The organism is Ruegeria sp. SCP10 (assembly GCF_040329495.1).
In the GTDB taxonomy this organism is placed as follows: domain Bacteria; phylum Pseudomonadota; class Alphaproteobacteria; order Rhodobacterales; family Rhodobacteraceae; genus Ruegeria.
This window is the reverse complement of sequence record NZ_JBDZYF010000003.1, coordinates 43,396-65,264: the sequence shown is the minus strand read 5'-3', so window position 1 is coordinate 65,264 and position 21,869 is coordinate 43,396. Positions and strand designations below refer to the sequence as shown.

The 21,869-nt window shown below is 53.2% G+C and carries 19 protein-coding genes; 11 read left to right on the top strand and 8 right to left on the bottom strand.

All coding sequences use genetic code 11. The features are described from left to right. Positions 1 to 8: 8 nt before the first annotated feature. The 7 genes from ABLN87_RS09350 to ABLN87_RS09320 all read right to left on the bottom strand — a co-directional run bounded on the left by ABLN87_RS09350 (position 9) and on the right by ABLN87_RS09320 (position 6,897). A complete protein-coding gene (locus ABLN87_RS09350; RefSeq protein WP_353009389.1) occupies positions 9 to 1,040 on the bottom strand; it encodes a C-terminal binding protein in 1,032 nt (343 codons plus the stop codon). Continuing rightward, positions 1,033 to 1,527, bottom strand: coding sequence for a lactoylglutathione lyase family protein (locus tag ABLN87_RS09345; RefSeq protein WP_010437254.1), 495 nt, complete (start codon positions 1,525 to 1,527; stop codon positions 1,033 to 1,035). The genes ABLN87_RS09350 and ABLN87_RS09345 overlap by 8 nt, the downstream gene beginning before the upstream one ends. Before the next feature lie 22 nt (positions 1,528 to 1,549). After that, positions 1,550 to 2,338: an SDR family NAD(P)-dependent oxidoreductase gene (locus ABLN87_RS09340; RefSeq protein WP_353009387.1), complete on the bottom strand. Its 789-nt coding sequence runs from the start codon at positions 2,336 to 2,338 to the stop codon at positions 1,550 to 1,552. Between the two features lies 1 nt (position 2,339). After that, on the bottom strand, positions 2,340 to 3,341 hold the full coding sequence (locus ABLN87_RS09335) for an ABC transporter permease (RefSeq protein ID WP_108861951.1): 1,002 nt from the start codon (positions 3,339 to 3,341) through the stop codon (positions 2,340 to 2,342). Then, positions 3,338 to 4,861 carry a sugar ABC transporter ATP-binding protein gene (locus ABLN87_RS09330; RefSeq protein WP_353009384.1) on the bottom strand — a complete coding sequence of 508 codons (1,524 nt, stop codon included), beginning with the start codon at positions 4,859 to 4,861 and terminating at the stop codon, positions 3,338 to 3,340. The genes ABLN87_RS09335 and ABLN87_RS09330 overlap by 4 nt, the downstream gene beginning before the upstream one ends. Before the next feature lie 84 nt (positions 4,862 to 4,945). Beyond that, positions 4,946 to 5,980: a sugar ABC transporter substrate-binding protein gene (locus ABLN87_RS09325; RefSeq protein ID WP_353009382.1), complete on the bottom strand. Its 1,035-nt coding sequence runs from the start codon at positions 5,978 to 5,980 to the stop codon at positions 4,946 to 4,948. A gap of 26 nt (positions 5,981 to 6,006) precedes the next feature. Next, the gene (locus ABLN87_RS09320; protein ID WP_353009380.1) at positions 6,007 to 6,897 is read right to left on the bottom strand and encodes an SMP-30/gluconolactonase/LRE family protein; all 891 of its coding nucleotides are present in this window, start codon (positions 6,895 to 6,897) and stop codon (positions 6,007 to 6,009) included. 85 nt (positions 6,898 to 6,982) lie between these two features. Between ABLN87_RS09320 and ABLN87_RS09315 the strand changes: the two genes are divergently transcribed. From ABLN87_RS09315 to ABLN87_RS09290, 6 genes are all read left to right on the top strand, one after another. Beyond that, the gene (locus tag ABLN87_RS09315) at positions 6,983 to 7,654 is read left to right on the top strand and encodes a GntR family transcriptional regulator (protein WP_353009378.1); all 672 of its coding nucleotides are present in this window, start codon (positions 6,983 to 6,985) and stop codon (positions 7,652 to 7,654) included. Positions 7,655 to 7,801: 147 nt separating this feature from the next. Continuing rightward, entirely contained in the window at positions 7,802 to 9,355 is a 1,554-nt protein-coding gene (locus tag ABLN87_RS09310; protein WP_353009376.1) for a sugar ABC transporter ATP-binding protein, read from the top strand. A 2-nt stretch (positions 9,356 to 9,357) separates the two neighbouring features. Then, positions 9,358 to 10,344 carry an ABC transporter permease gene (locus ABLN87_RS09305; RefSeq protein WP_353010246.1) on the top strand — a complete coding sequence of 329 codons (987 nt, stop codon included), beginning with the start codon at positions 9,358 to 9,360 and terminating at the stop codon, positions 10,342 to 10,344. A 56-nt stretch (positions 10,345 to 10,400) separates the two neighbouring features. Further along, the gene (locus tag ABLN87_RS09300) at positions 10,401 to 11,396 is read left to right on the top strand and encodes a substrate-binding domain-containing protein (RefSeq protein WP_010437236.1); all 996 of its coding nucleotides are present in this window, start codon (positions 10,401 to 10,403) and stop codon (positions 11,394 to 11,396) included. 52 nt (positions 11,397 to 11,448) lie between these two features. Beyond that, the gene (locus ABLN87_RS09295) at positions 11,449 to 12,351 is read left to right on the top strand and encodes a hypothetical protein (protein WP_353009374.1); all 903 of its coding nucleotides are present in this window, start codon (positions 11,449 to 11,451) and stop codon (positions 12,349 to 12,351) included. Continuing rightward, positions 12,339 to 13,148 (top strand): NAD-dependent epimerase/dehydratase family protein, encoded by an 810-nt coding sequence (locus tag ABLN87_RS09290; RefSeq protein WP_353009371.1) that lies wholly within the window; start codon positions 12,339 to 12,341, stop codon positions 13,146 to 13,148. Before ABLN87_RS09295 ends, ABLN87_RS09290 begins: the two co-directional genes overlap by 13 nt. 623 nt (positions 13,149 to 13,771) lie before the next feature. Here ABLN87_RS09290 and ABLN87_RS09285 read toward each other — a convergent pair. Next, positions 13,772 to 14,698, bottom strand: a complete 927-nt coding sequence (locus tag ABLN87_RS09285; protein WP_353009368.1) for a DMT family transporter — start codon at positions 14,696 to 14,698, stop codon at positions 13,772 to 13,774. 712 nt (positions 14,699 to 15,410) lie between these two features. Here ABLN87_RS09285 and ABLN87_RS09280 point away from each other — a divergent pair. From ABLN87_RS09280 to ABLN87_RS09260, 5 genes are all read left to right on the top strand, one after another. Beyond that, positions 15,411 to 16,379: a response regulator gene (locus ABLN87_RS09280; protein ID WP_353009367.1), complete on the top strand. Its 969-nt coding sequence runs from the start codon at positions 15,411 to 15,413 to the stop codon at positions 16,377 to 16,379. 23 nt (positions 16,380 to 16,402) lie between these two features. Then, positions 16,403 to 16,720: an Hpt domain-containing protein gene (locus tag ABLN87_RS09275; RefSeq protein WP_353009365.1), complete on the top strand. Its 318-nt coding sequence runs from the start codon at positions 16,403 to 16,405 to the stop codon at positions 16,718 to 16,720. Positions 16,721 to 16,811: 91 nt separating this feature from the next. After that, on the top strand, positions 16,812 to 18,818 hold the full coding sequence (locus tag ABLN87_RS09270; protein WP_353009363.1) for an ATP-binding protein: 2,007 nt from the start codon (positions 16,812 to 16,814) through the stop codon (positions 18,816 to 18,818). Positions 18,819 to 18,882: 64 nt separating this feature from the next. Further along, on the top strand, positions 18,883 to 19,275 hold the full coding sequence (locus ABLN87_RS09265; RefSeq protein WP_353009361.1) for a response regulator: 393 nt from the start codon (positions 18,883 to 18,885) through the stop codon (positions 19,273 to 19,275). A gap of 660 nt (positions 19,276 to 19,935) precedes the next feature. Then, positions 19,936 to 21,768 (top strand): PAS domain S-box protein, encoded by a 1,833-nt coding sequence (locus ABLN87_RS09260; protein WP_353009360.1) that lies wholly within the window; start codon positions 19,936 to 19,938, stop codon positions 21,766 to 21,768. The last annotated feature ends 101 nt before the right edge of the window (positions 21,769 to 21,869 follow it).

Sequence of the window (21,869 nt, the reverse complement as noted above, 5' to 3'; positions counted from 1 at the left end):
GTCTCCTGTTATGCGGTAGATACGGCCAATGCGTCGGCATTGACTGTGTAGTCGGGTTTTTGTCCTGTCAGGACCTTGGCCACCTGAGTGGCCGCGGTGACCCGCGCTGCGTGTATAGATTCCTCGGAATAATAGGCCGCATGTGGCGTTAAGAGGACGTTGGGCAGTGTGAACAACGGGTTGTCATCAGGCGTCCAGTTGGCGCGCTTCGCCGGCTCTTCCTCGGGGTCGTCGAGCCCTGCAGCAGCCAGATGGCCTTCGGTCAGCGCCCGGAATAGGGCTTTGTTGTCGACCGTTGGTCCACGTCCAGTGTTCACGAGTATCGCACCGGGTTTCATGACCGAGAATTCGGCATCCGACAAAAAGTGATGCGTGTTCGGCGTCATCGGTGCCTGCATCAGGATATAGTCGGACCTTGCCAGCAATTCGGGCTTGCTCACCAGCTCGACCCCAATCTTTGCCGCGACTTCTCTTGGCAAATACGGGTCGTAGGCGATGACCGTAACCCCGAAAGACTGCGCCCGCGCCACGATGGCTTGCCCGATTTTACCCAGCGAGACGACACCCATCGTCCGCCCGCGCAAACGGTAGACCGGCTGCCCGCTTTGCCATTTCCAGATCCCTGCATGAGTGGCCCGATCATAGTCAGGCAACTTGCGCGCCAGGGTCAGCCAAAGGGCAATCGCATGATCGGCGACCTCCTCGGTGCAATAGTTTTGCACATTGGTGACGAGGATACCTTTTTCTGTCGCCGTGCTGACATCCACGATATCCACGCCTACGCCATAGCGCGCGATGACCTCGCAGTTTCGCATCCGCGTGATCGTTTCTTTCCCGATCCGGGCATATTGGTTCATCATCGCTGCGCAATGCGGCGCGACATCGAACAGGTCTTCCTGACGCTTGGCCTGAAGCGCAATCACCTCGGCTCCTGCGGCTTCCAGGATTTCCGTCTCAACGGCAACATCACCAAAGTCGTAATCGGTGATCACGACCTTGGGTTTGTCCGTTCTGGGGGGAAAGGCGGCGCGATCAGTCATAAGCACCCGCCGAATAGGTCAATTCGTACGAGTGGCTGTAGAGCTCGAAAATGTTGCCAAAAGGGTCTTCCATATAGACCATGCGATAGGGCTTTTCACCTGGGTAATACTTGCGCACTTGGCTCATGCGCTGGCGCCCGCCCAGGTCTTCGATAACCTTGACGCGGCCTTCCAGATCCTCGTCCTGTACGCAGAAATGAAACAAGCCACGCCGCCAATATTCAAACGGGCGTTCTTCTTCGACGGTCTTCGGGAACTCAAACAATTCGATGCCAACACCGTCGCCCATCGACAAATGCGCGATGCGGAAGCTTCCCCAACCTTCCCCAAATACATCGTCGCACATCTGACCGATGGCGCTTTCGTCATGCAGGATTTCAGTTGGTTCCATCAGCACGTAGAGGCCGAATGCCTTGGAATAAAACTCCACGGCTTTTTCCAGGTCGGGAACTGTGATGCCGATGTGAGAGAAAGTGAGAGCGGCCATAGCAGGCTCCTCCAGTTAGCAGTTAGAGAATATTGCGAACGATGCCGCCTTCGATCCGATGCGCAGAACCATTGGAGGCCGTGCTTGCAGAGATCGTGACGATCATGCGGGCGACTTCGTCTGGTTGGACAAAGCGCTGTATGAGCGATGTGGGCTCATCTGATTTGAAGTAATTGTCGACGATCGTGTCGAGCGGCTCACCCTTTTGATCGGCGAGGCCGTCAAAATAGGCCTCGACACCTTCGGTCCAGGTCGGACCAGGCAGGATCGAGTTAACCCGGACTTTTGTCCCCTTTGTCAATTCTGCCATGCCACGTGTCAGACCTAACATGGCAGTTTTAGTGACAGAATAATGCACCATCTGAGGGAGCGGTTTCACTGCCGCTTCGCTGGCCATGTTGATGATAGATCCCTTATCCCGGCCAAGCATGTCAGGCAGGAAAATTCGGCTCATCCGAACGGCGGACAGGACATTGATGTTGAAGTAGTGCATCCAGTCGTCATCCGTGAGATCCTCGAACGGTTTAACCGAGAAGATGCCGACATTATTCACAAGAACATCCACCGCCCCGCGCGCACGAGCAAACTCTGCCAGAGTTTCCGCATCATTGGTTTTGGTTAAGTCGGCCGCAATGCCTTCGACCTTGCCCAATGATGACAGGTCGTCGACGCAGTCGAACACTTCCGCCTCGGTCAGGCCATGCACGATGACCCGCGCGCCTTCTTCCAGGTAGATCCGCGCAGTGGCTTTGCCTATGCCGGAACCTGAACCAGTCACCAGGACCAGCTTATTTTTGAGCCCCAGATCCATCTCAGGCCTCCTTCTTGACGTTAGATGACTGCTGCGATGAAGTGCGGCCGAACATTCGACCCATCAAGCCCGAAATCTCCGCGCGCCACATGTCTATGCCGACGGCCAACAGAATGATCAGGCCCAGCACGATGTTCTGAACCGAAGATGGCGCAGCGTTCAGGTTCAAACCATTCTGGACGATAACGATTGTCATCGCCCCCATCAGCGTGGCGAGGATGTTGCCGCGGCCGCCTGCAAGGCTGGCTCCGCCAACTACAGCAGCGGCAATGGCCTGCAGTTCTAGCGTCTGGCCATAGTTGGGTGAACCAGAGTTGAGGCGCGCTGACATCAGGATCGCACCAACCGCAGTCATAAAACCCGCGATGACAAATGTCGTCGTCTGAACTTTACGTACGTTGATACCCGTCAGAACGGCAGCGGCAGGGTTGCCACCCACGGCATAGATCTCACGCCCAAGTTTCGTGAAGTTCATGGTGAACGCAGCAAGGACGTAGAAGAATACGAGGTAGAAGAAAGGCATCGGAACGCCGAACAGCTTGCCGTAGAAGATTGGCTCTAACGCCGGATCCAGCGAGAAGATCGGAGACCCATTGTTGAAGGTCAGGGCAAGGCCCCTAAAGGCAATCAACGCCGCCAATGTCGTGATAAACGACGGGATACGCCCGTAGGCTGTTATCAGCCCAATGAACAGACCAAGCAATCCGCCCATGAAGAGTATGAGGGGCAGCGCCAGAACCAGTGGAATGCCGACAAATTTCAACATTTGCGCAAGGATCATGGTCAGCAAAGCCACCATAGACCCGGAACTCAGATCGATGCCCGCAGCGAAGATCACGATAGTAGACCCGATTGCGATCAAGGCCACGATGCTTACTTGTAGGGACAGGTTTGAAAGGTTACCCGGGTTCAGGAAGCGTTCCGTCGTAAGTGCCACGATCAGTGCGACGATCACCATTGCTGCGAATGGCCCGATCAACTGGGTGTCAAAGATCCGCTTCATGCGAAAGCCTCCTTAGGCTTGGATTGGGGGGTGTCGGCGGACGCGCGAACAAGATCGTCATGCGTAAGGTCGGATGCATCGACCGTGCGCACTATCGTTCCGTGCTGCACGACGGCAATCCGATCGCTCATCGCAAGCAACTCATCATGGTCTGAACTGATTAGAATGATCGATTTTCCCGCCCGCGTGAGCCTGTTAATCAACTTATAAACAGCGATCTTGGCGCCGATATCGATCCCTTGCGTCGGTTCATCAAGGATCAGGATGTCAGAGGCTGAGAACAGCCAACGTGCAATCACGATCTTCTGCTGATTACCACCAGACAAGAAGTTGACCGTCTTTTCCTCGGCCTGGGTCGAGATTTCCAGATCGCGGATCAGGTCATGGGTGGCTTGCTCTTCCGCCTTAAGATTCAACACCCCGAACCGGCTTAGCCCGCCAAGGGACGCTGCGGTGACGTTCCCGCTTGCGCGGAAATTGAAGAACAACCCGTCAAACTTTCGGTTCTCCGGAACAAGAGCCAAACCCGCACGGATCGCATCAATTTCCCGGCGAAAGCGAACCGGTTTGCCATTTAGTCTTATCTGTCCGCCTGTTAGCTCGTCTGTTCCGAACAGGGCGCGGGCAATCTCTGTGCGGCCACTGCCCAATACGCCACCCAAGCCCAGAACTTCACCCTGGTGCAACGAAAACGATACATCTTTCACGCCCGAATTGGTGCTCAGACCTGCCGCTTCCAGCACAACATCCTTGGTCGCGTTCTGCTCCTTGGGATAGTGCTCACCAATGTCCTCACCGACCATAGCGCTGACAATCTCAGAGACATTGATCTTGGTCTCGCCACTCGCTCGCACAACACAGCCGTTGCGCAGGATCGTCACTTCATCAACGATCCGTTCAACCTCATCCAGCCTGTGCGACACATAGAGAATAGCTGTGCCGCGCTCACGCATATTGCGCAGTAGCTGGTGCAGGCGCTCAATTTCATCTTCACCCAATGCCGCTGTCGGCTCATCCAGGATGATCATGCGGGCGTCCATCGCGACGGCTTTCGCGATCTCGACCAGTTGTTGCTCGCCTACCGATAGCGAGCCGGTTATGGTTTCGGGTGAAACATCGACATCCATTTCCGCCAGAACCCGAGCGGCTTCGTTGTGGACCTTGGCCCAGTCGATCACGCCAAAGCGGGACCGAGGCATATTGCCAAGGAAGATGTTTTCGCCAACCGACAAGGTGGGCACGATCGAGAATTCTTGAAAAACTGTTGCGACGCCCAGTTCACGTGCCGCCTGCGGGTCGCTGATCGTGACCGGCTTGCCATTATGCAGGATTTGACCGCTATCGGGTTGCTGCACGCCGGACAGCGTCTTGATCATGGTCGATTTGCCACAGCCGTTTTCACCCAGCAGCCCATGAATGGAACCGGGCATAAGCCGGATGCAGACCTTGTCATTCGCCAATACCCCAGGATAAGCCTTGGTGATATCGACAAACTCCCAAAGGGGCGTTGCGGGTGTCATCGCGATTGCCTCGACAAAAGTGAAACTCGGTTGGTTTGCCACCCGGCAGCACGCGCACGCGCCACCGGGAAGCGGGGAGAAAACTCAGTACTCTTTGGACGGCTGCGGGAAGAGCTTTTCTGGCTCTTGCAGCACGCTGATTGCACCGTCTTTGTCTTCAATTGATGTGGGCGTTTCGATCCAGCCGCCGGGATAGGACCCGTTGAGCGCATCAATGGTTGCGTGCATAGCCGCCTTACCCATCAGGAATGGCGAGGTGTTGACGGTTGCCGTGATGTTGCCAGCCGCGATTTCTTCAAGGCCGGACGTGTCGCCATCATTGCCCAAAAGGACGATGTCATTGCGACCGAGTGCCTTAGCCGCGAAGGACGCTCCAATGATCATGTAGTCGTTCGCCGCAAAGATCATGTCGAGATCGGGGTTCGACTGCAGGATATCCATACCAGCAGTGTTGCCGCCCTCAACGTTCCATTTACCGTCGATAGACACCACAACGTCGAAGTTTTCGTTGCCCTCGATACCGTCGAGGAAGCCACCCACACGCTCGGTTGAGTGATAGCCAGGCTGCCCTTCGATAATGCCGACCTTCAACGGTTTATCGCCATAAGTCTCAATGGCCCAGTCAGCGATAGCATGCGTGCCGTTGCGCTGGGAGTACCCGACAACGCCATGAATTGGTGTCGGGAAGTTCGGGATGTCCGAATTGATCATCAGAACCGCCATGCCCTTGTCTACTGCCTGCTTTAGCAGCGGTGCGGCAGCAAATTCATCGTGTGTCCCAAAGATGATCGCATCCACATCCTGCGTCAGCACATCCTGGATCATGCCCATTTGGCCGTTGATGTCCGCACCGGACTGGGGCGCAAGCATGAACACTTCGACCCCGGCCTGAGCGGCAACCGCTTTGATGCCTTCACCGATGGCGATGTAATAGTTGAACTCGGTCGCCGGCGGCATATACGCGATCCGGAACGTATCGTTCTTGGGTTCAATTGCATCGATTGGCGCTTGTGCCCCGTCTTCAAGTGGAACCGGTGTTGGATAATTTTCCGCCAGAGCGACCGTTGTCAGCGTGGCGAACCCCGCGGCAAGCGTAGTGGTCATAAGCGTTTTCAACATAGTTTTCTCCTCCAGAATTTCGTTGGTTATCCTTTGAATGGCGCGTCGATCACGCCACGAACGCCGGGTTTCACAGCAAAGAGGCCGCCGGATTCCGGTTCTTTTGTTAAAGCTGCTTCGTCACTCATCAGCCTTGAGGTCGTGATGAACAGCGTGTCGAGATCAGGGCCACCGAAAGCGCAACAGGTGGGCTTCCAGACCGGCACCTCGATCACGCGATCTATCGTGCCATCAGGTGCGACGCGAACAACGCGATGGCCTTCCCATTCGGCGTTCCAGACGCCCCCTTCGGCATCGACACAGGACCCATCAGGCAAGCCGGGCTCATCATTGAAAGAAGCGTGCCGCCGACGGTTCGAAACGGTTCCACTGCGGGTGTCGTAATCAAATGCGACGATTTCCCGATCCGGAGTATCCGCGAAGAACATCGTCTCACCGTCGGATGTAAAGCAAGTCGAATTGGCGCAAGACACTCCTTCGATAATCGTCCGCACACTCAAGTCTTTATCGACGAGGATGACTGACGAATCGGCCTCACCAGAAACTTCGTTCATGCCTCCAACAATCAATCGCCCCTGGCGATCGGTTCGTCCGTCGTTCAGCCGTGTCTCCGGATTGTTCGGCTCGAATCGTGCCACGAGGGTTTCCTCGCTATTGGGCGAATCGAACAAGACAACTCGATCAGCATAAGCAACAATCAGACCGCCAGACGCGCGCGGCGCGAAGCAACACACACGCTCCGGCATCTCATGAGAGGCAGTTTCTGACGTTGCAGCATCAAATGACCAAAGCGCACAACCTTCAATGTCGGTCCACCAGACAAGACCATCGGCGGGATTCCAGAAAATCCCTTCCCCGTGCTGGTTCCTACAATCGACGACCAACTCTGCGCGCACTTTTTGATCTCCCAAATACATTCTGATATCTGATATACCAGCTTGCCTAATCTGGTGTATCAGATATCTTGCATCTGGCAACACCTTTTTTTGGAGATATCCTCAGATGGCGCTTGAGAGACCCAAGTCTTTGCGTGAACTCGCACTGGAACATTTGCGGAATAGTATTATCGATGGCTCCCTGAAAATGGGTCAGGTTTTGTCGGAGCGAAAAATCTCCGAAGAGCTGGGCGTATCGAAATCGCCGGTCCGCGAAGCACTCGCTCAATTACGTGACGAAGGGTTGGTCAGTATCGAGCCTCAAAAAGGCGCACGCGTTTTTTCGCTTTCTGAGCCGGAAGTGACTCAGATCTGCGATTTCAGACAGGCTATCGAAACTGCCGCCTTTGAACTTGCGTTGTTGCGGAACCCGGAAGGTCTTGCCAGCGATATGCAGCTTGTTGTGAAGGACATGGAGAAGGAACGCAGGCAAGGTAACGAAAAGGGCTACCTTTCACTGGATACCACATTTCATCAGTTGATTTTTGAACATGCCGGTAACGACTACCTGACGGCCAGCTATACACGCTACATCGGTAAGATTGCCGCATTGCGAACCCATTTGGCGAAGCTGCCACAGCATACTGAGCTCTCCTTCGATGAGCATTCGAAAATCGCTATTGCCGTTCGCGAAGGCGACATGGCCAAAATCAAATCTCTTCTCACAGCACATATTGACCGCACCAGACAAGCCTACAAAAGCGCCGCCATCGTCCTCGAAGGAGCGACCGCATCCTAGCAAAAACGTAGCTTCGTTGTGACGGGGGCGGGCCAAAACGGCGCCGCCCCTTTCTTTTGGGCACCTCCCGGTCTTTTCTTTTTCAGTTGACATCTGAGATATCAGATGCCAATCAAAAGGCGGGAGGAAGCTTGTATGACGCCAGTAATGAAGCCTGATTCACCGGGGCTACAGCCACTGATCCAGCTGGATCGGGTTGGCAAAAGCTTCGGCACGAACATTGTTTTGGATGGCGTCGACTTTGAATTGAGACCCGGCGAAGTTCACGCGCTGTGCGGGGAAAACGGCGCTGGAAAATCCACTTGTCTCGGCCTGTTTTATGGACTTCACCAACCTTCTGCTGGGCGTATCCTGTGCGACGGCAAGGAACAGCGAGTCGAAAGCCCATCGCACGCGCAATCCCTGGGCATCGGCTGTGTTTTCCAAGAGCTCAGCCTCGCTGGCGCGCTCTCTGTCGCGGAAAACATCTACGCGGGCCGCGTACCCACCCGGTTCGGCGTAGTTGACTGGCCCGAACTGCGCCGCCGAGCGGAGGCGTTGCTGGCGGAATTCGGTCTGGATATCGACGTCTCAACACCCGTGGAAAACTTGCCGATCAGCTCCCGCCAGATTGTTGAAATCGCCAAGGCGCTGTCGTTGAATTCCCGCGTCCTTTTGCTGGATGAACCGACATCAGCATTGGCACCCGACGAAGTAGACGCACTATTCGAAGTCCTAAAGTCCCTGACAAGGAAAGGGATTGGCATCGTCTATGTCAGCCACCATATGGCCGAGATTTTCCAGATCTCGGATCGCATTACCGTTTTGCGAGATGGGCGCCACATCAGCACTTTACCGGTTTCGGAAACTTCTCAGGAACAAGTCGTTGCCGAGATGATCGGCGGCGCTCACCCTGGTGATGTCACGCGGTCAGGTAAGGCTAACGGCGAAGAGGTTTTGCATGTCCAACACCTAACCCATCCAGGTGAATTCGAAGACATTTCCTTCTCCATTAAAGCCGGAGAGATTGTAGGCATGGCCGGGTTGATGGGCGCTCGCCGCAGTGAGATTGTTCGATCGATTGTCGGGCTGATGCATGGCGCGACCGGGGAGATCAGACTGCACGGCAAGCCTGTTAACTTTGCGTCCTTGCGGCAAGCGATGCGTGCTGGGGTCGGGTTTGTTCCCGAGGAACGCAAGACTGAAGGCCTCTTTCTGGAACAATCACTCAGCGACAACCTGATCGCGGCCAGTCTTTCCGATCACGCGTCTGCAGGATTCATGCGTTCGGGCTCGATCAAAGTAGCCAGCCAAACGGCCATTGACGCCTTCAGTGTCAAAACCAGCGGGACTAACGAGCTTGTTGGTGATCTCTCAGGCGGCAATCAACAAAAGATTATGTTGGCCAAGTGGCTCAAACGTGGGCCAGCTCTTCTGATCATCGAGGAGCCCACAAAAGGGGTCGATGTCGGAGCCAAATTCCAAATCCACACGGAACTTTTGCGTCGAGCAGCCGAGGGAATGGCCATCCTCGTAGTGTCATCCGATTTTCCCGAACTTGTCTCTCTCTCGACCCGCATCCTTGTCGTCCACGACGGTCGCCTCATGGGAGACATCGCAGCCGCTGAGGCAACCGAAACCACGCTTCTTCAAATGGCCGCCGGAAATTCCGTTCCAATTGTGGACGCGCCCCAAACCAATCAATCAGGAGTCGCGACGTGACCATGACCGCTCAAGCCAACTTGCCCATGAAGCGTCCGCTGCTGCGCCGTGTTTTGCAAGCTTTTGTCGATATTCGTGAACTGACGCTGATCGTTCTGATCGCCGCCATCATCATCGTGATGTCCAACGTTAATCCCTATTTCCTCAGCTTCTCGAACTTTCGAGCCGTGGCCGTGGGCATGGCCCCCACCGCGATCATCGTGATCGGTATGGCGATCCTGCTTGCATCCGGCGGGTTCGATCTTTCCGTTGGATCGGTTATGGCTTTGTCTTCTACCGTCGTAGCCCTGCTGCTTTTGACTGGCATGCCAATTCCGCTCGCTGTGGTATGCGGATTAGTGTTGGGTGGAATTGTCGGGGTAGTGAACGGTTTGCTCGTGACCGGCCTCGGGATCAATCCGCTTATCGCGACCCTCGGCACGATGTCGATCGCACGAGGCATCGCTCTTGTCCTGACCGAAGGTTTTTCTGTCTCAAGCCTGCCGGCATCATTTGCCTGGATCGGCAAAGCTGACATAGGCGGCTTTCCGGTAATCGTCTTGTTCACCATTCTGCTCGTCGTTCTGTTTGACCTGGCCGTCCGCCATACGCGCTTTTTCCGTCAGGTCTATTTCATCGGCGCCAATGAAAAGGCCGCGATGTTGTCAGGCATCCATGTCAGACGCGTGCGTATCATTCTATACGCACTGACCGGTATTCTGGCTGCTTTGGCCGGAGTTTTGCTGGCCTCGCGCCTGATGAGCGGTACGCCCACAGCAGGCAACGGCATCGAACTTCAGGTTCTGGCGGCTGCGGTCATCGGTGGCGCATCTCTACGCGGCGGCGAAGGTACTATTCTCGGTGCTTTCCTCGGCGTCGTTTTTGTCGCGTTGATCAACAACACCATGACGATGCTGGCCGTATCGATCTACTGGCAGATGATCGTCATCGGCGGTGTACTCGTTACAGCGGTGGCCTTGGACATGCTGATACGAAGCAAACGGGGCTAATCCATAAGCTTTCCAAAACCCAAGAACAACCAAAGATCCAAAACAGGGAGACTACGATGACTGAATTGAATGTGAATCGGCGCAGGCTGCTGACAGCGGGTACCACCGCTGGATTGGCCGCAGCGTTTGGACTGCCCATGCTGTCCAAAGAAGCCATGGCACAAGCGGCCGGCAAAGAGTATGTGTTCCTGTCCATCGTAACGCAGGTGCCGTTCTGGGTGGACTATCGCAATGCGATGGAAGACCTTGAAGAGTTAATGGGCATCAAGGCCACATTCACCGGCCCGTTGGATTTCGACACGGCCGCACAAGCACGCCAATTGGATGAACTGATCGCAAGACGTCCCGCAGGCATCCTTATCTTCCCCGGTGATCCGGCCACTCTGGCTCCCGGCGTCGAACGTGCGGTCGAGGCGGGCATTCCGGTCACATGTTGTATTGGCGATATTCCCGACAGTCCCCGGTCCACATTCCTTGGTATCAACGGCGTTCAGGCAGGACGTGTCGGCGGTGAAATGCTGGCGCAAGCGATTGGCGGGAAAGGCAAGGTTATCCTCGGCACTTTCCCTGCCCCTTCCACATTGGAGCGTGTCGAAGGGTACAAACAAATCTTTGCCGAGAAATACCCGGATATCGAGGTCGTCGACGTCGTCAACGATAAGGCCGACCCTTCCTATGCGCCGACAGCCTACCTTCAGGCAATTCAGGCGAACCCGGATATTGTTGGCATTGGCGGCACGGACGGCGACAGTGGCAAAGGCGCAGCAATTGCCGTCAATGAGGCAGGACGCAAGGACATCAAGATCGTCGCGATGGACCGAAATGATGATATGCTTCCCTATATCGAAGACGGCACAATTCACGGCGCTGTGGCTCAGAAATCCTATCTGGAGATCTTTCTCGCCTTCCACATGATGCATTGGCAGAACACTGATGCGCTGAAGGTCTTGCCCGATTGGAAGGCGGCTGGCATCAACCCTTTGCCGGAGCGCGTTGAGACCGGGGTTATGCCGATTACGGCCGAAAACGTCGTCCAGTTCAAACACACCTAAGCGATTGTCCCGGCGCATTCGATCGCGCCGGGAACCCGATAGGAGGGGGTACATGTCGGACAGATGGAGCGTTCTTCACCTGCAGCAAAACGATCTGCAACTGACACTCCTGCCCGGCATCGGGGGCCGTTTATGGGATGTGAACTTCCAAGGGCGCTCCCTCCTGTTTCAAAACGCAGATCTCGACGGGTTGGAGGTCGATGACACACAGCTTACTGATCTACCCACACGCTCTCCACAATTTGGTTTTCCACTCTGGGGCGGCGAGAAGACGTGGATCGCCCCGGATGCATCCTGGGTAAACTGCGCTCCGTTTCCCGTGTTGGACAGCGGCTCTTACCAGATCACTTCAAGAAGCAGCACTCGTATCGACATGACCAGCGCATTTTGCCCGACCTCGCACTTGTCAGTGTCGCGCCGCATCACGCTGACCTCGGCGGAAAGCTGGGAAATAGAACACATCGTGGTCAACCATGGGACCTCCTCGCGCCTGACCGGCATTTGGTCAGTCATGATGCTTAACACCCCCACCAAGGTCGGTGTCGAATTGGAAAACCCTGCATTTTATCCTGTTTTTGGCTCTGCCGAAGGGATGATAGCTACGCACGGCAACGGCATTGTCGTGGATTGCAACAGACAGCAGGAATTCAAGGTCGGACTACCGAACCCCAACGGTCGTACATTGATACGGTGCGGCGCTGATACCCCGTTGCTAATGTGCTCGGTACCAGAACCTCAAAAGGGCGATCAATTTGCACACGACTATCCGTTTGAGGTCTTTAATTCGGGCGATTATGCCTATTGCGAAGCGGAGTGGCACTCCCCGGCACGCAAGCTCGCACCGAATGAAACGCTGAGTTTTCGGCAAAAGTTTCACGTTTTGGCAGACGAGAATGCACCCCAAATGCCATTGGGCCTCACAAACAACAAGGAATTCCTGTCATGCATGTCTTGATCACAGGCGCTGGTGGGCATCTAGGCCGCAAACTTTTCGACGCGCTAGAAAGCGACCCCGATTACACCGTCTCTGGCATCGACATCCGTCCCGTTGATCATCCCGACATTCACACAGCAGACCTGTCCGACGACAACAGTTGGGTCAGTTTGCTAAAGGGAGTGGACGTTATCGTGCATCTTGCCGGAGACCGAGAGCCCTCCGCCACTTGGGCCTCCGCGATCAAACACAACATGGATGCAACGCTTTCTCTCTATCACCATGCGGTAGCCATGGGCGTCAGCCGCGTGGTTCTTGCCAGCTCCAACTGGGTTCACGGCGACAAAAGGTTCACGCATCAGGTGCTCAACAGCGCGACACCACCAGGGCCAGTAAACGCCTACGGCATGTCAAAGCTGTTCTGTGAACGGACAGGGACCTATTTCGCCGAGCATCACGGACTGTCGGTCATCTGCTTGCGCATCGGCTGGACGCAATGGACTCACGGCAACCAACCCGGCACACACATGGCGATGGGCCGGTGGGGTCAGGAAATGTGGTTGAGTGATCGGGACTTTCTAGGCGGAATGCGCGCCGCAATAGATGCCAAGGATATTTCCTTCGCAGCCCTGAACCTAATGTCAGATAACCCAGGTATGCGCTGGGATATCACCGAAACGCGGCAAGCGATTGGCTACTCTCCAAAGGACGGAAGCCCCGCAAAAATAACATTGAGCGTTTTCTTAAAATCGACGCTGAAACGGCTGCTTGCAGTCCGGCTCCCCAGCTATTTCACGACACGTTTTCCAGATTGGTAGAGTATAAGGCCCGGACATTGTTGCGTCTCGCATTCAGTTTCCGAAACCTCGCACCGAAGTAACCAACGGCTGTTGTGAGCCCACACCGGAAGTCTTTAAATTTTGCTGCGCGGCAGCGAGGATAGCTGCCACTCACACGATGTGCCAGAAACCTTCCCTTATCAAATCACCTTAAACTGCCCCATTGCGCTGACGTCAGACACCATATGTTTTGGGGTGTTAGAGGCTCGGTTGGCAAACCGTCAGGCGCGGTCGCACGATCACTTGGGTATTTTCTATGAAGTCGTACGTGGGCATGCGCCAGTATTTGGTCCCGGATTCAGTTGGGCCTGGCCCGATTCCAGTTGTAGTGTTCTATCACTGCGATGCAAAAATGGCACCGCAGAAGGTCGGCCCTTACGCGTTCACGGCAGCGCGGGATGCTGCACCCATACTTGTCAAAGCTCCTCTGATCGTAGTGTGCATGGCAATGGGGGATCACCCTGGGTTCAGCTCAAGGTTTTCGAGATAAGATAAGCTGCTCACCAATTCCACTGGCGCTCTGCCATCTAAAAACTTTGCAACAGAACCTTTGCACCTTACCTTTGTGCATCGTGCAGATAAGGGCAGCTTTGAGCCCAAACCTACTTTTGAGACTCTTTCGCGATAACGGTTGTTACGGAGCGCGCCTTCCGGCTTCTTGTAACCGCTATCGCACCCACAACTAAGGCGCAGGCGACGGCCTGGGGCGTTGTGATCGCTTCGCCAAAAGCCAGAAAACCAACTGCAAACATCGTAGGTAATTCTATGCTTCCGACGACTGCGGTTTGAGATGCGCCGATCAACGGCGAGCAGATCGTGTATATGAGCTGCGGCACAAGCGCAGTGACCAGACCAATTCCGATGATCAAAATCCAGTCGGACTGCCCCTCCGGAAGCAACTTGGCAACGTCGGCACTCACCATCAACGGCAATAGACCGAGAACCGATCCCAAGGAAACGGAGGCTATGCGTGCAAGGGGCGCGATCCGGGACAGCCTGTGGACCAGAACACATATACCAAAGCCAAAGCCGAACGGGGCCGCCAAGGACATCAAAATTGTAGGTATTTGTTGTAGGGGCACGGATGCAGGTGAGCCAGCTATGATCGCCGCCAACGTAATAAGGCCCGAGGCAAGCAAGGCTCGCTTCGTAGGTGCATCGGCGAAAAAAACCCATGCAATGATCAGCGTGAAAACCGGATAGGTCATATAGAGTACGCCCACTGTCGATGCGGGCAATGTCTCCAGCGCCATCACATATCCAATCCAGCCAAGGCCCATCACCGCTCCGGCCGAAAGCCCCCAACAAATCTCGCGCCACGCTTTTCGGTGCAAAATGAGAACGGGCAGCAGTAGTATTGCCGCGACGATGTAGCGATAGAATGCGACAGCATAAGGCGCGACGCCCTGCTCGGTCAGCCCACGGCTGAAGTAGGGAACCAGCCCGAAACAAATTGACGCTAAAAGTACGCCAACAACCGCTAGCGCATAGGGAATAGCTGGTCCAGATTGTGTAGCTGTCGTTGCCATGCGTAAGGGCTAACATAGATCAGCGAATATTTTAGCAGAGATTCATCGAGCGGCCGTTTTGTTCCGCACTGCTGTCAGTTTAGGCCTGACGACGCAAACGACAGTTCCCGGACCACCAGCCCAACGTGCTATGCCCCGGCTCACATCGATGAGACTGGGAACAGCAAGGGAGCACGAGTAGAAATACTTGACATAGATCAAAGTCAGCTGTCGTAAACAGCGCTATCGACAAGAAAACATAAATATTTCAGCTATGTATAGCTCTGGAGTTCTCACGATGCGCCTGTGGTCTTGCCTTACACAACGGCTGCATCAGCGAGATCTTCAGATCCACATACCTGGCGATGCGGCGGTACCGATGGCCGGTTCAGGGACGAAAAAACTGTTGTTTGCTCATAGAAACACAACATCGGAAAGTAGGAGCCGATACAAATCAAACTACAGGCTGAACATCGCAAGTCACCAAGACCTCAAGCATACAAGCGAAAACAGTATATCAGTGTCTGTCGCCGCCGATGCCACTCGCTCACGTAGTGCTCCCTTGAGTCATTGCCCTCCTTTGGACTCGGGTGCAGGTCGGCGGCGACAGGCTAACGATGAGCGGTCCTGAAGCCCGTTAAAGAATTGCGGTAACTCGATTGGGGTCTAGACGCGATTCAACTTAGGCGCGTGTATTCACAACAAATTTCTTCCGACGAAGGGGCAACCTTTTTTGAAAATCCTGATCGTTGATGACGAGCCACTATTTTGCGAGCTACTGAAGGCTGAACTATCAGCTTGCGGGCATACCAACGTTCATTCTGTCAACTCGGGTGCCGAAGCCATAAGCTCTATCAAAACGGCGGAGACTCCGTTTGACTGCGCTCTTCTGGATATAGATATGCCCGGAATTGACGGGATCGAATTGTGTCGTCTGCTCCGGTTCGAGCCCTTAACAGCTGACATTCCACTGGTTATGGTCACCGCACGCTCTGAAGTTGAAAGTGTGGACAAGGCATTTGCTGCGGGTGCCACTGATTATTTGACCAAACCCATTGATCGGCGCGACTTGCGCGGTCGAATGACTATGGCGTCAGCAATGGCTCGGGAACGAGTCGCTCGCAAGACCACTTTAGCAAACAACAAAAAAACTGAACAATTCCCTTTTGAGGAAGCGTGCCGTCTGGAAGCCGAATATGCCTGTATAGACTACCTCGCCCTGCAGAACTATGTCCTGAAACTGGGATCAATGCGTATGTTCAATCACGTGGCGATAGGTTTTCAAGTCGCAAATGCTCGTGAGCTGTTTCTCACGCTGGACAATTCTGCATTCCGAGAAACGATGTCCGATATTGCAGAAGTCATTGTTGAGGCAACGATGTCAGGCAACCCGATTACCTCCTATGCAGGCTCAGGTTTCTTTGTTGTGCTTTTCGATAGGCACTCAGCGACATGTCCTGAAAGGTTGGCAGATCAAATCGAGCAAAGACTGCAAATTCTAAATGGATGGTATGCCCAGCTTGGTCAGTTGCCGGTTCGGATCAAAATTGGTGCACCGATCAGCCGCGGGTTGGTGTCACTGCGCTCACCCGTCGAAATACTTGAGAAAGCGCTAATCAATACGAAGAAGCCTATAACCACGTTAGGCGGATTGCAGGAAGAAGACGCGATTGCCCAAATTCAGAGCCAGCCAGGCGAATAGTGTTTATCGGGGAATCGGACCAAATGTCGAAAGAGGCAAAACTAAACGATGCGTTAACACAAGTGCGGTCCAAATTTGTGGTTTCATGCCAAGAGAGATCGCAAACACTCTTGGAAGCGATGCGCGCACTGGAAACTGAGTTGGATCAACCTGAGGCGCTCGCCCAAGTTAGGCGAGAGTGTCACAAACTTGCCGGTTTGGCTGGTTCGATCGGATTTACTGAGATTGGGAACTTGGCAGAAGTGATCGATACCCGACTAAAAGAGGGGCGAGCAGGTTGGGTGGTGATTGAGCCGATGGTCAAAGACCTATTGCAGCGCCTGGAGGGGATCAAGAAATGACCGTGAGGACCTCAGACTTTCTGCAAATCTGTTTCTAACGTGTCTTCTGAGGGCTTCGAATGTCCATCTTCATTGTGCTCGAGGTAACAGGTTGAAAAACCGTCAAGAAACTTTGAAACAACGAAAACGTCGGCACAGACGCACAGTTTCTTTGATATATGCGGCGATTGTTTTGCTGGGCGTGCTGAGCGTCATGCTGATGGATCGCGCAATTGTTGCACAGAAACTTGAAACCGAGCGGTCGGCTATCCAACGGTCACTTAATACGATCGAGTTTCGGCTGGAACGGTTGATCGAAAGTTACAGCCATATGTCTCGCAGCTTAGCGGTGGCACAGTCATTTGAGGCTGCTTCAGAATTTCAGACCCTTGCCTATTTGCTACGAAATAATAATCCCAGCGTGATCAACATCGCACGCTCAAAAAACTTCATCATTACAGATGTTCACCCCACACAACCGAACCATCATCTTCTTGGCTACAACTATCGTGATCACCCTGAGAAACTAAAATCTGTCCAGCAAGCGTTGGATACAAAAGAAACAGTCATTGTCGGCCCCATGGAGTTGGTGCAAGGCGGGTTCGGGCTTCTTTTGAGAAATGCTCAGCCTGGGCAGGATAACATTGTTGGCAACGTCGTTCTCGATTTCGAACGCGTTCTTGTAGAAGCAGGAATGGGTTCTCAACCCAAGGTATTCAAAGCTTCAGCGCGTGTCAGCAATGACCAAGGAACAGGCGGCAATGTGATTTTTGGTGCGGAGTCGGTTTGGAATAGTGACCCGGTACGTGCCAACGTTTCTTTGGGTGATACAGTTCTGGAACTCGCAAAAATCCCTGCCGGAGGATGGCAAGTGGATAAATCCCACCGGTATGTTCTGGTTCTAACGACAGGTGTTCTAGCTTTAATCGCATTTCTGGGAGTTAACTATGCCCGTCGTCTGATTATTGAACGTGCGGAGGCTCGACGCCATTTGCTGAATGCCATTGAATCTGTCCAAGACGGTTTTGTGATTTTTGATCGACATGATCGCATGGTGATGTGCAACACACGCTATCGGGACTATTTTGAAGCCTCAAGGGACCTCATCGTACCGGGAGCGCGGTTTGAAGATATTTTACGCGAAGGTGTTAGACATGGGTTGTATCCCAAGGCGGCGGGTCGCGAGGAAAACTGGATCGCGGAGCGGCTCGAGTTGCATGCCAACCCACACGGCCAGACCGAGATTGAACTTTCAGATGGAAGTTGGATCAAAGTATCCGAATCCAAGACCAGTAACGGGAGCACAGTTGGCATCCGGACTGACATCACCGAGCTTAAAACTGCGCTGCAAACTGCAGAAATGGCTATGAGATCCAAAAGTGAATTCATTAACAACATGAACCACGAACTGCGTACACCACTGTCCGTTGTTCTTGGATATGTCGCATTTCTTGCAAAAGTTGAAATTTATCCGGAATATCAGGCTCTGAAGCAGGCAATCGGCAGTGACGTCAAACTTAGCCATTTGTTGGACAAATTCACGGATGTCATAGTCAAACAAGCAACAATATCTGAGGTTTCAGGCAAACACCTGCTTGATCTAATAAATTCCGTACTCGATTGGGCCAAGTTAAGTTCCGACAACGTGACTTTGAACCTGGAGAACACAGAACTGGATACCCTTCTGAATAATCTGGGTGTTGAGTTTGGGCCGGTAGCGGAAGACAAAGGACTTCGCCTTGAGGTTTTTGCCGACCCTGTTTCGATTGACGGAGATTCTCTGCGCCTTAGGCAGATTTTTATGAACCTCATCAATAATGCCATCAAATTCACCGAGACGGGATATGTCAGGGTATCTTTGTCGAATGAAAGCGGCTTGGCGAAAGTTGTTGTCGAGGATACGGGAGAAGGCATCCCAAATGATCAACTGGATCTAATCTTTGATCGGTTTTCTCAGGTGGACGGCGTACAGACGCAACGCCAGACGGGTACGGGTCTTGGGCTTGCGATAACAAAAAACCTGGTTGAGCTGCATGGTGGTAGCATTTCCGTGACCAGCGTTTATGGGCAGGGCAGCAAGTTTCAAGTCGTCTTTCCCATACAGAATGCCCCGGTTTAAAACCTAAAGTAATAAACTTGCCCGCCAACTCAGAATCCGCGGTTTGAACATCCGAAAGGAAAAGATGACCAACATGATTAAAAAAAAGCAAGTTGTTCACGTCGATGACGATGAAAACATTCTTTCGATCACTCGCATGGCTCTTGAACTTGTGGGAGATTTTGAAGTTGTACAATTCGGATCGGCCTGCGAGGCGCTAGAACAAATCTCGGATCTTATGCCGGACCTGTTTCTTCTGGATGTAATGATGCCTGAGATGAGCGGGCCTGAATTTTTGGCCAACATTCGCAAACGACCTGAGTTCAAGGATACGCCAGCCGTATTCATGACAGCAAAGGCCGAAAGTCAGGTACAGAATTCCCCGGACTTTGGCGATGCATTGGCTTGCATAACTAAGCCTTTCGATCCTCTTACACTGCACGAGAAACTGAATGCTCTTTTATGCCAAAGTCCTTAACTAATGGAATTCACGAGGTGCCGGAAAAAGCAGATCCCGGTCAATAACACGGGAGGGCGGGGTAAATCCCGTTGGCACGATTGGTAAAAATGGGGCTACCCGCAGTTGCCGTTTCACGCAACGATTCAGTTCTCCGCCACCATTTGATGTCGTAGGTAAAGTCCTCAAACCGTGCGTGCTAAGCTGCACGTTTGGCAACATCGCGGCTATAGGTATGATTGAAGGCAAGTCATTCCGAGATGTGGTGCGGACCCTCTTACAGGTGCAACGTAATCATGTGTCTGGTGCGTGATCGGCCGGGCGAGAGCGTGCAATTCCTCGTATTGGTACCCAAGACTATCTGCATGGGCCCATCGTGCTCCAGACGCGCAATTAAGCTGCGGTCTGTGCGGCTCGGCTCCTGGGAAATCAGGGCCACAAGCCACAAACTCCGCCACAGATCACGGCGTCGGATATTTCCGGATTACTCTGAACCTATTCCCATACCTTAAGCTCTTACTCTCAGCCATCGCACTCGCGGCAACTGTAATCTACTGATTATAAATCCTGAACTTAGCTTTACAATCAAGCTACACTTTGCTCTATCTGGCGAGGCTTGGCCCCTATTGGCTTATTCGCTTTCGGGCTTCGCACAAATTTAGAAATTCATTGAACCAAAATATGGATGAGTTAACAGTTTCCTTCTTAGAATCAGTGGCTGTGCCAATTGTCCTGATCAATGATTCAGCCGCCGTGGCACATGCCAACTCAGAAGCCTGTAAGCTATTTGGATATTTCTTAGATGAACTAAGCGGTATCAGCTTATCTAGTCTGTTTCCGATGGTTTGTATTGAAGACATTCGAAAATGGGGAACTTCATTTTCTGCCAATGGCAAATGTAACGCGGTCGAAGCACAGGACAAGTCCGGAGCGCTTTTCCCACTGAGCTTGATTGCGCAGCCGTGGTGCACCGAATCGGGCGAGCAGTGCCATACGCTGACAATTCAAGAGCAACAAAAAATCTCTACGCATCAAGCGGTTAACGAAACACTGCAGCGTGTTGATCTCGCCCTGCGACAGGCGCGCATCGGGGTTTTCGAAATTAACCTTTTGACTGGAAAATCAATTGTGTCACCCAGTTGGTACACTTTGATGGGCTACCCTAAAGACACCGAAATTGATGCTCAAGCGGCGTGGGAAGCGCGCATCCATCCGGAAGATTTAAAGATCGTCCAAAAGGCAGATCAAGCATGTATTGAGGGCAAGACCAAGCGCTCACTGACGGACTTTCGGATGAGAACGCTTGATGGATCAGGATGGACATGGATGCGCTCGGACGCGGTTGCTACACTACGAGATGAAACCGGGCGCGCGTTGCGACTGATTGGGACGCAAACCGACAACACCGAGATAAAAGAGCGAGAATCCGAGATCGAATTGAGTGAGATGCGCTTTCGTTCTGCGCTAGACAATGCTCCAATCGGTATGGCTCTGGTCGGGCTTGATGGCACATGGTTGCGAGTAAACGATGCGGTATGTAAATTCCTAGGTTATTCTAAGGAAGATTTGCTGCAAACCGACTTCCAAACGCTCACACATGCCGATGACCTGAAAGCTGATCTTGAACAAGCCGATCAGCTTCTGGCAGGCGACCGATCAGCTTATCAGATGGAAAAGCGCTACATTCGTTCGGATGGTACAGTCTTATGGGGAAATCTGAACGTCGTATTGATCCGCGACCAGTATGACGAGCCTTCATATTTCATAAAACAGATTGTAGACATCACCGAGCAAAGGGCGCTTGCACAGCTAAAAAGCGAGTTCATCTCAACAGTAAGTCATGAGTTGCGAACGCCTCTTACTTCGGTACTGGGATCACTTGACTTGATCGCCGCAACCTCACCGGAGGACCTTCCTGACAACATTCAACGTCTGATCAATATGGCACGTACAAGCGGCGCACGTTTGCATGTTCTGATCGACGACATCCTCGACTTAGAGAGGCTCTCAGAGAAAGAAATCTCTATCGAATGCTCAAAGCAGAAGATAAGTGATCTTGTTATCCATTCAGTTGATACAGTCCAGGCCTACGCTAACCAGTTTGAGGTGACGCTCAAACTGGCACATGTGGAGCGCGATTTGTACGGATACGTTGATACGAAAAGGCTCCAACAAGTTATAGTCAACTTACTTTCGAACGCCGCCAAATTTTCACACCCGGGCGGCAAGGTGGATGTCTTTCTCACACGGCAAAAGAGAATGGCAGAAATCAGCGTTGTGGATCAGGGTATCGGGATCCCAGCCGAGTTTGTAGATTCAGTATTCGAACCGTTTCGCCAGGCTGAACAATCGGATACAAGACTGCGCGGCGGCACTGGGTTGGGCTTGAGCATTGCAAAGAAGATTGTCGAAAGGCTTGGCGGCACAATTGGCTTCGAAAATAATGAAAAAGCTGGGGCTACTTTTTGGTTCCGGCTTCCACTCGCCACGCCTCCAGAAAGCGCGCGCAATTAACCAATCTAATCTGGGATCGTGTGTGGACGCCCTTGGTTTTGCAATGAATTTCTAAACTGGTTTTGAAGGCGTAGACGCCCCCGCTGGCTTCGATGTGCCAT

Excerpts from the sequence above, each read along its gene's own strand:
- ABLN87_RS09350 (WP_353009389.1), bottom strand. The coding sequence starts at position 1,040 with ATGACTGATCGCGCCGCCTTTCCCCCCAGAACGGACAAACCCAAGGTC.
- ABLN87_RS09345 (WP_010437254.1), bottom strand. The coding sequence starts at position 1,527 with ATGGCCGCTCTCACTTTCTCTCACATCGGCATCACAGTTCCCGACCTG.
- ABLN87_RS09340 (WP_353009387.1), bottom strand. The coding sequence starts at position 2,338 with ATGGATCTGGGGCTCAAAAATAAGCTGGTCCTGGTGACTGGTTCAGGT.
- ABLN87_RS09335 (WP_108861951.1), bottom strand. The coding sequence starts at position 3,341 with ATGAAGCGGATCTTTGACACCCAGTTGATCGGGCCATTCGCAGCAATG.
- ABLN87_RS09330 (WP_353009384.1), bottom strand. The coding sequence starts at position 4,861 with ATGACACCCGCAACGCCCCTTTGGGAGTTTGTCGATATCACCAAGGCT.
- ABLN87_RS09325 (WP_353009382.1), bottom strand. The coding sequence starts at position 5,980 with ATGTTGAAAACGCTTATGACCACTACGCTTGCCGCGGGGTTCGCCACG.
- ABLN87_RS09320 (WP_353009380.1), bottom strand. The coding sequence starts at position 6,897 with ATGTATTTGGGAGATCAAAAAGTGCGCGCAGAGTTGGTCGTCGATTGT.
- ABLN87_RS09315 (WP_353009378.1), top strand. The coding sequence starts at position 6,983 with ATGGCGCTTGAGAGACCCAAGTCTTTGCGTGAACTCGCACTGGAACAT.
- ABLN87_RS09310 (WP_353009376.1), top strand. The coding sequence starts at position 7,802 with ATGAAGCCTGATTCACCGGGGCTACAGCCACTGATCCAGCTGGATCGG.
- ABLN87_RS09305 (WP_353010246.1), top strand. The coding sequence starts at position 9,358 with ATGACCGCTCAAGCCAACTTGCCCATGAAGCGTCCGCTGCTGCGCCGT.
- ABLN87_RS09300 (WP_010437236.1), top strand. The coding sequence starts at position 10,401 with ATGACTGAATTGAATGTGAATCGGCGCAGGCTGCTGACAGCGGGTACC.
- ABLN87_RS09295 (WP_353009374.1), top strand. The coding sequence starts at position 11,449 with ATGTCGGACAGATGGAGCGTTCTTCACCTGCAGCAAAACGATCTGCAA.
- ABLN87_RS09290 (WP_353009371.1), top strand. The coding sequence starts at position 12,339 with ATGCATGTCTTGATCACAGGCGCTGGTGGGCATCTAGGCCGCAAACTT.
- ABLN87_RS09285 (WP_353009368.1), bottom strand. The coding sequence starts at position 14,698 with ATGGCAACGACAGCTACACAATCTGGACCAGCTATTCCCTATGCGCTA.
- ABLN87_RS09275 (WP_353009365.1), top strand. The coding sequence starts at position 16,403 with ATGTCGAAAGAGGCAAAACTAAACGATGCGTTAACACAAGTGCGGTCC.
- ABLN87_RS09265 (WP_353009361.1), top strand. The coding sequence starts at position 18,883 with ATGACCAACATGATTAAAAAAAAGCAAGTTGTTCACGTCGATGACGAT.
- ABLN87_RS09260 (WP_353009360.1), top strand. The coding sequence starts at position 19,936 with ATGGATGAGTTAACAGTTTCCTTCTTAGAATCAGTGGCTGTGCCAATT.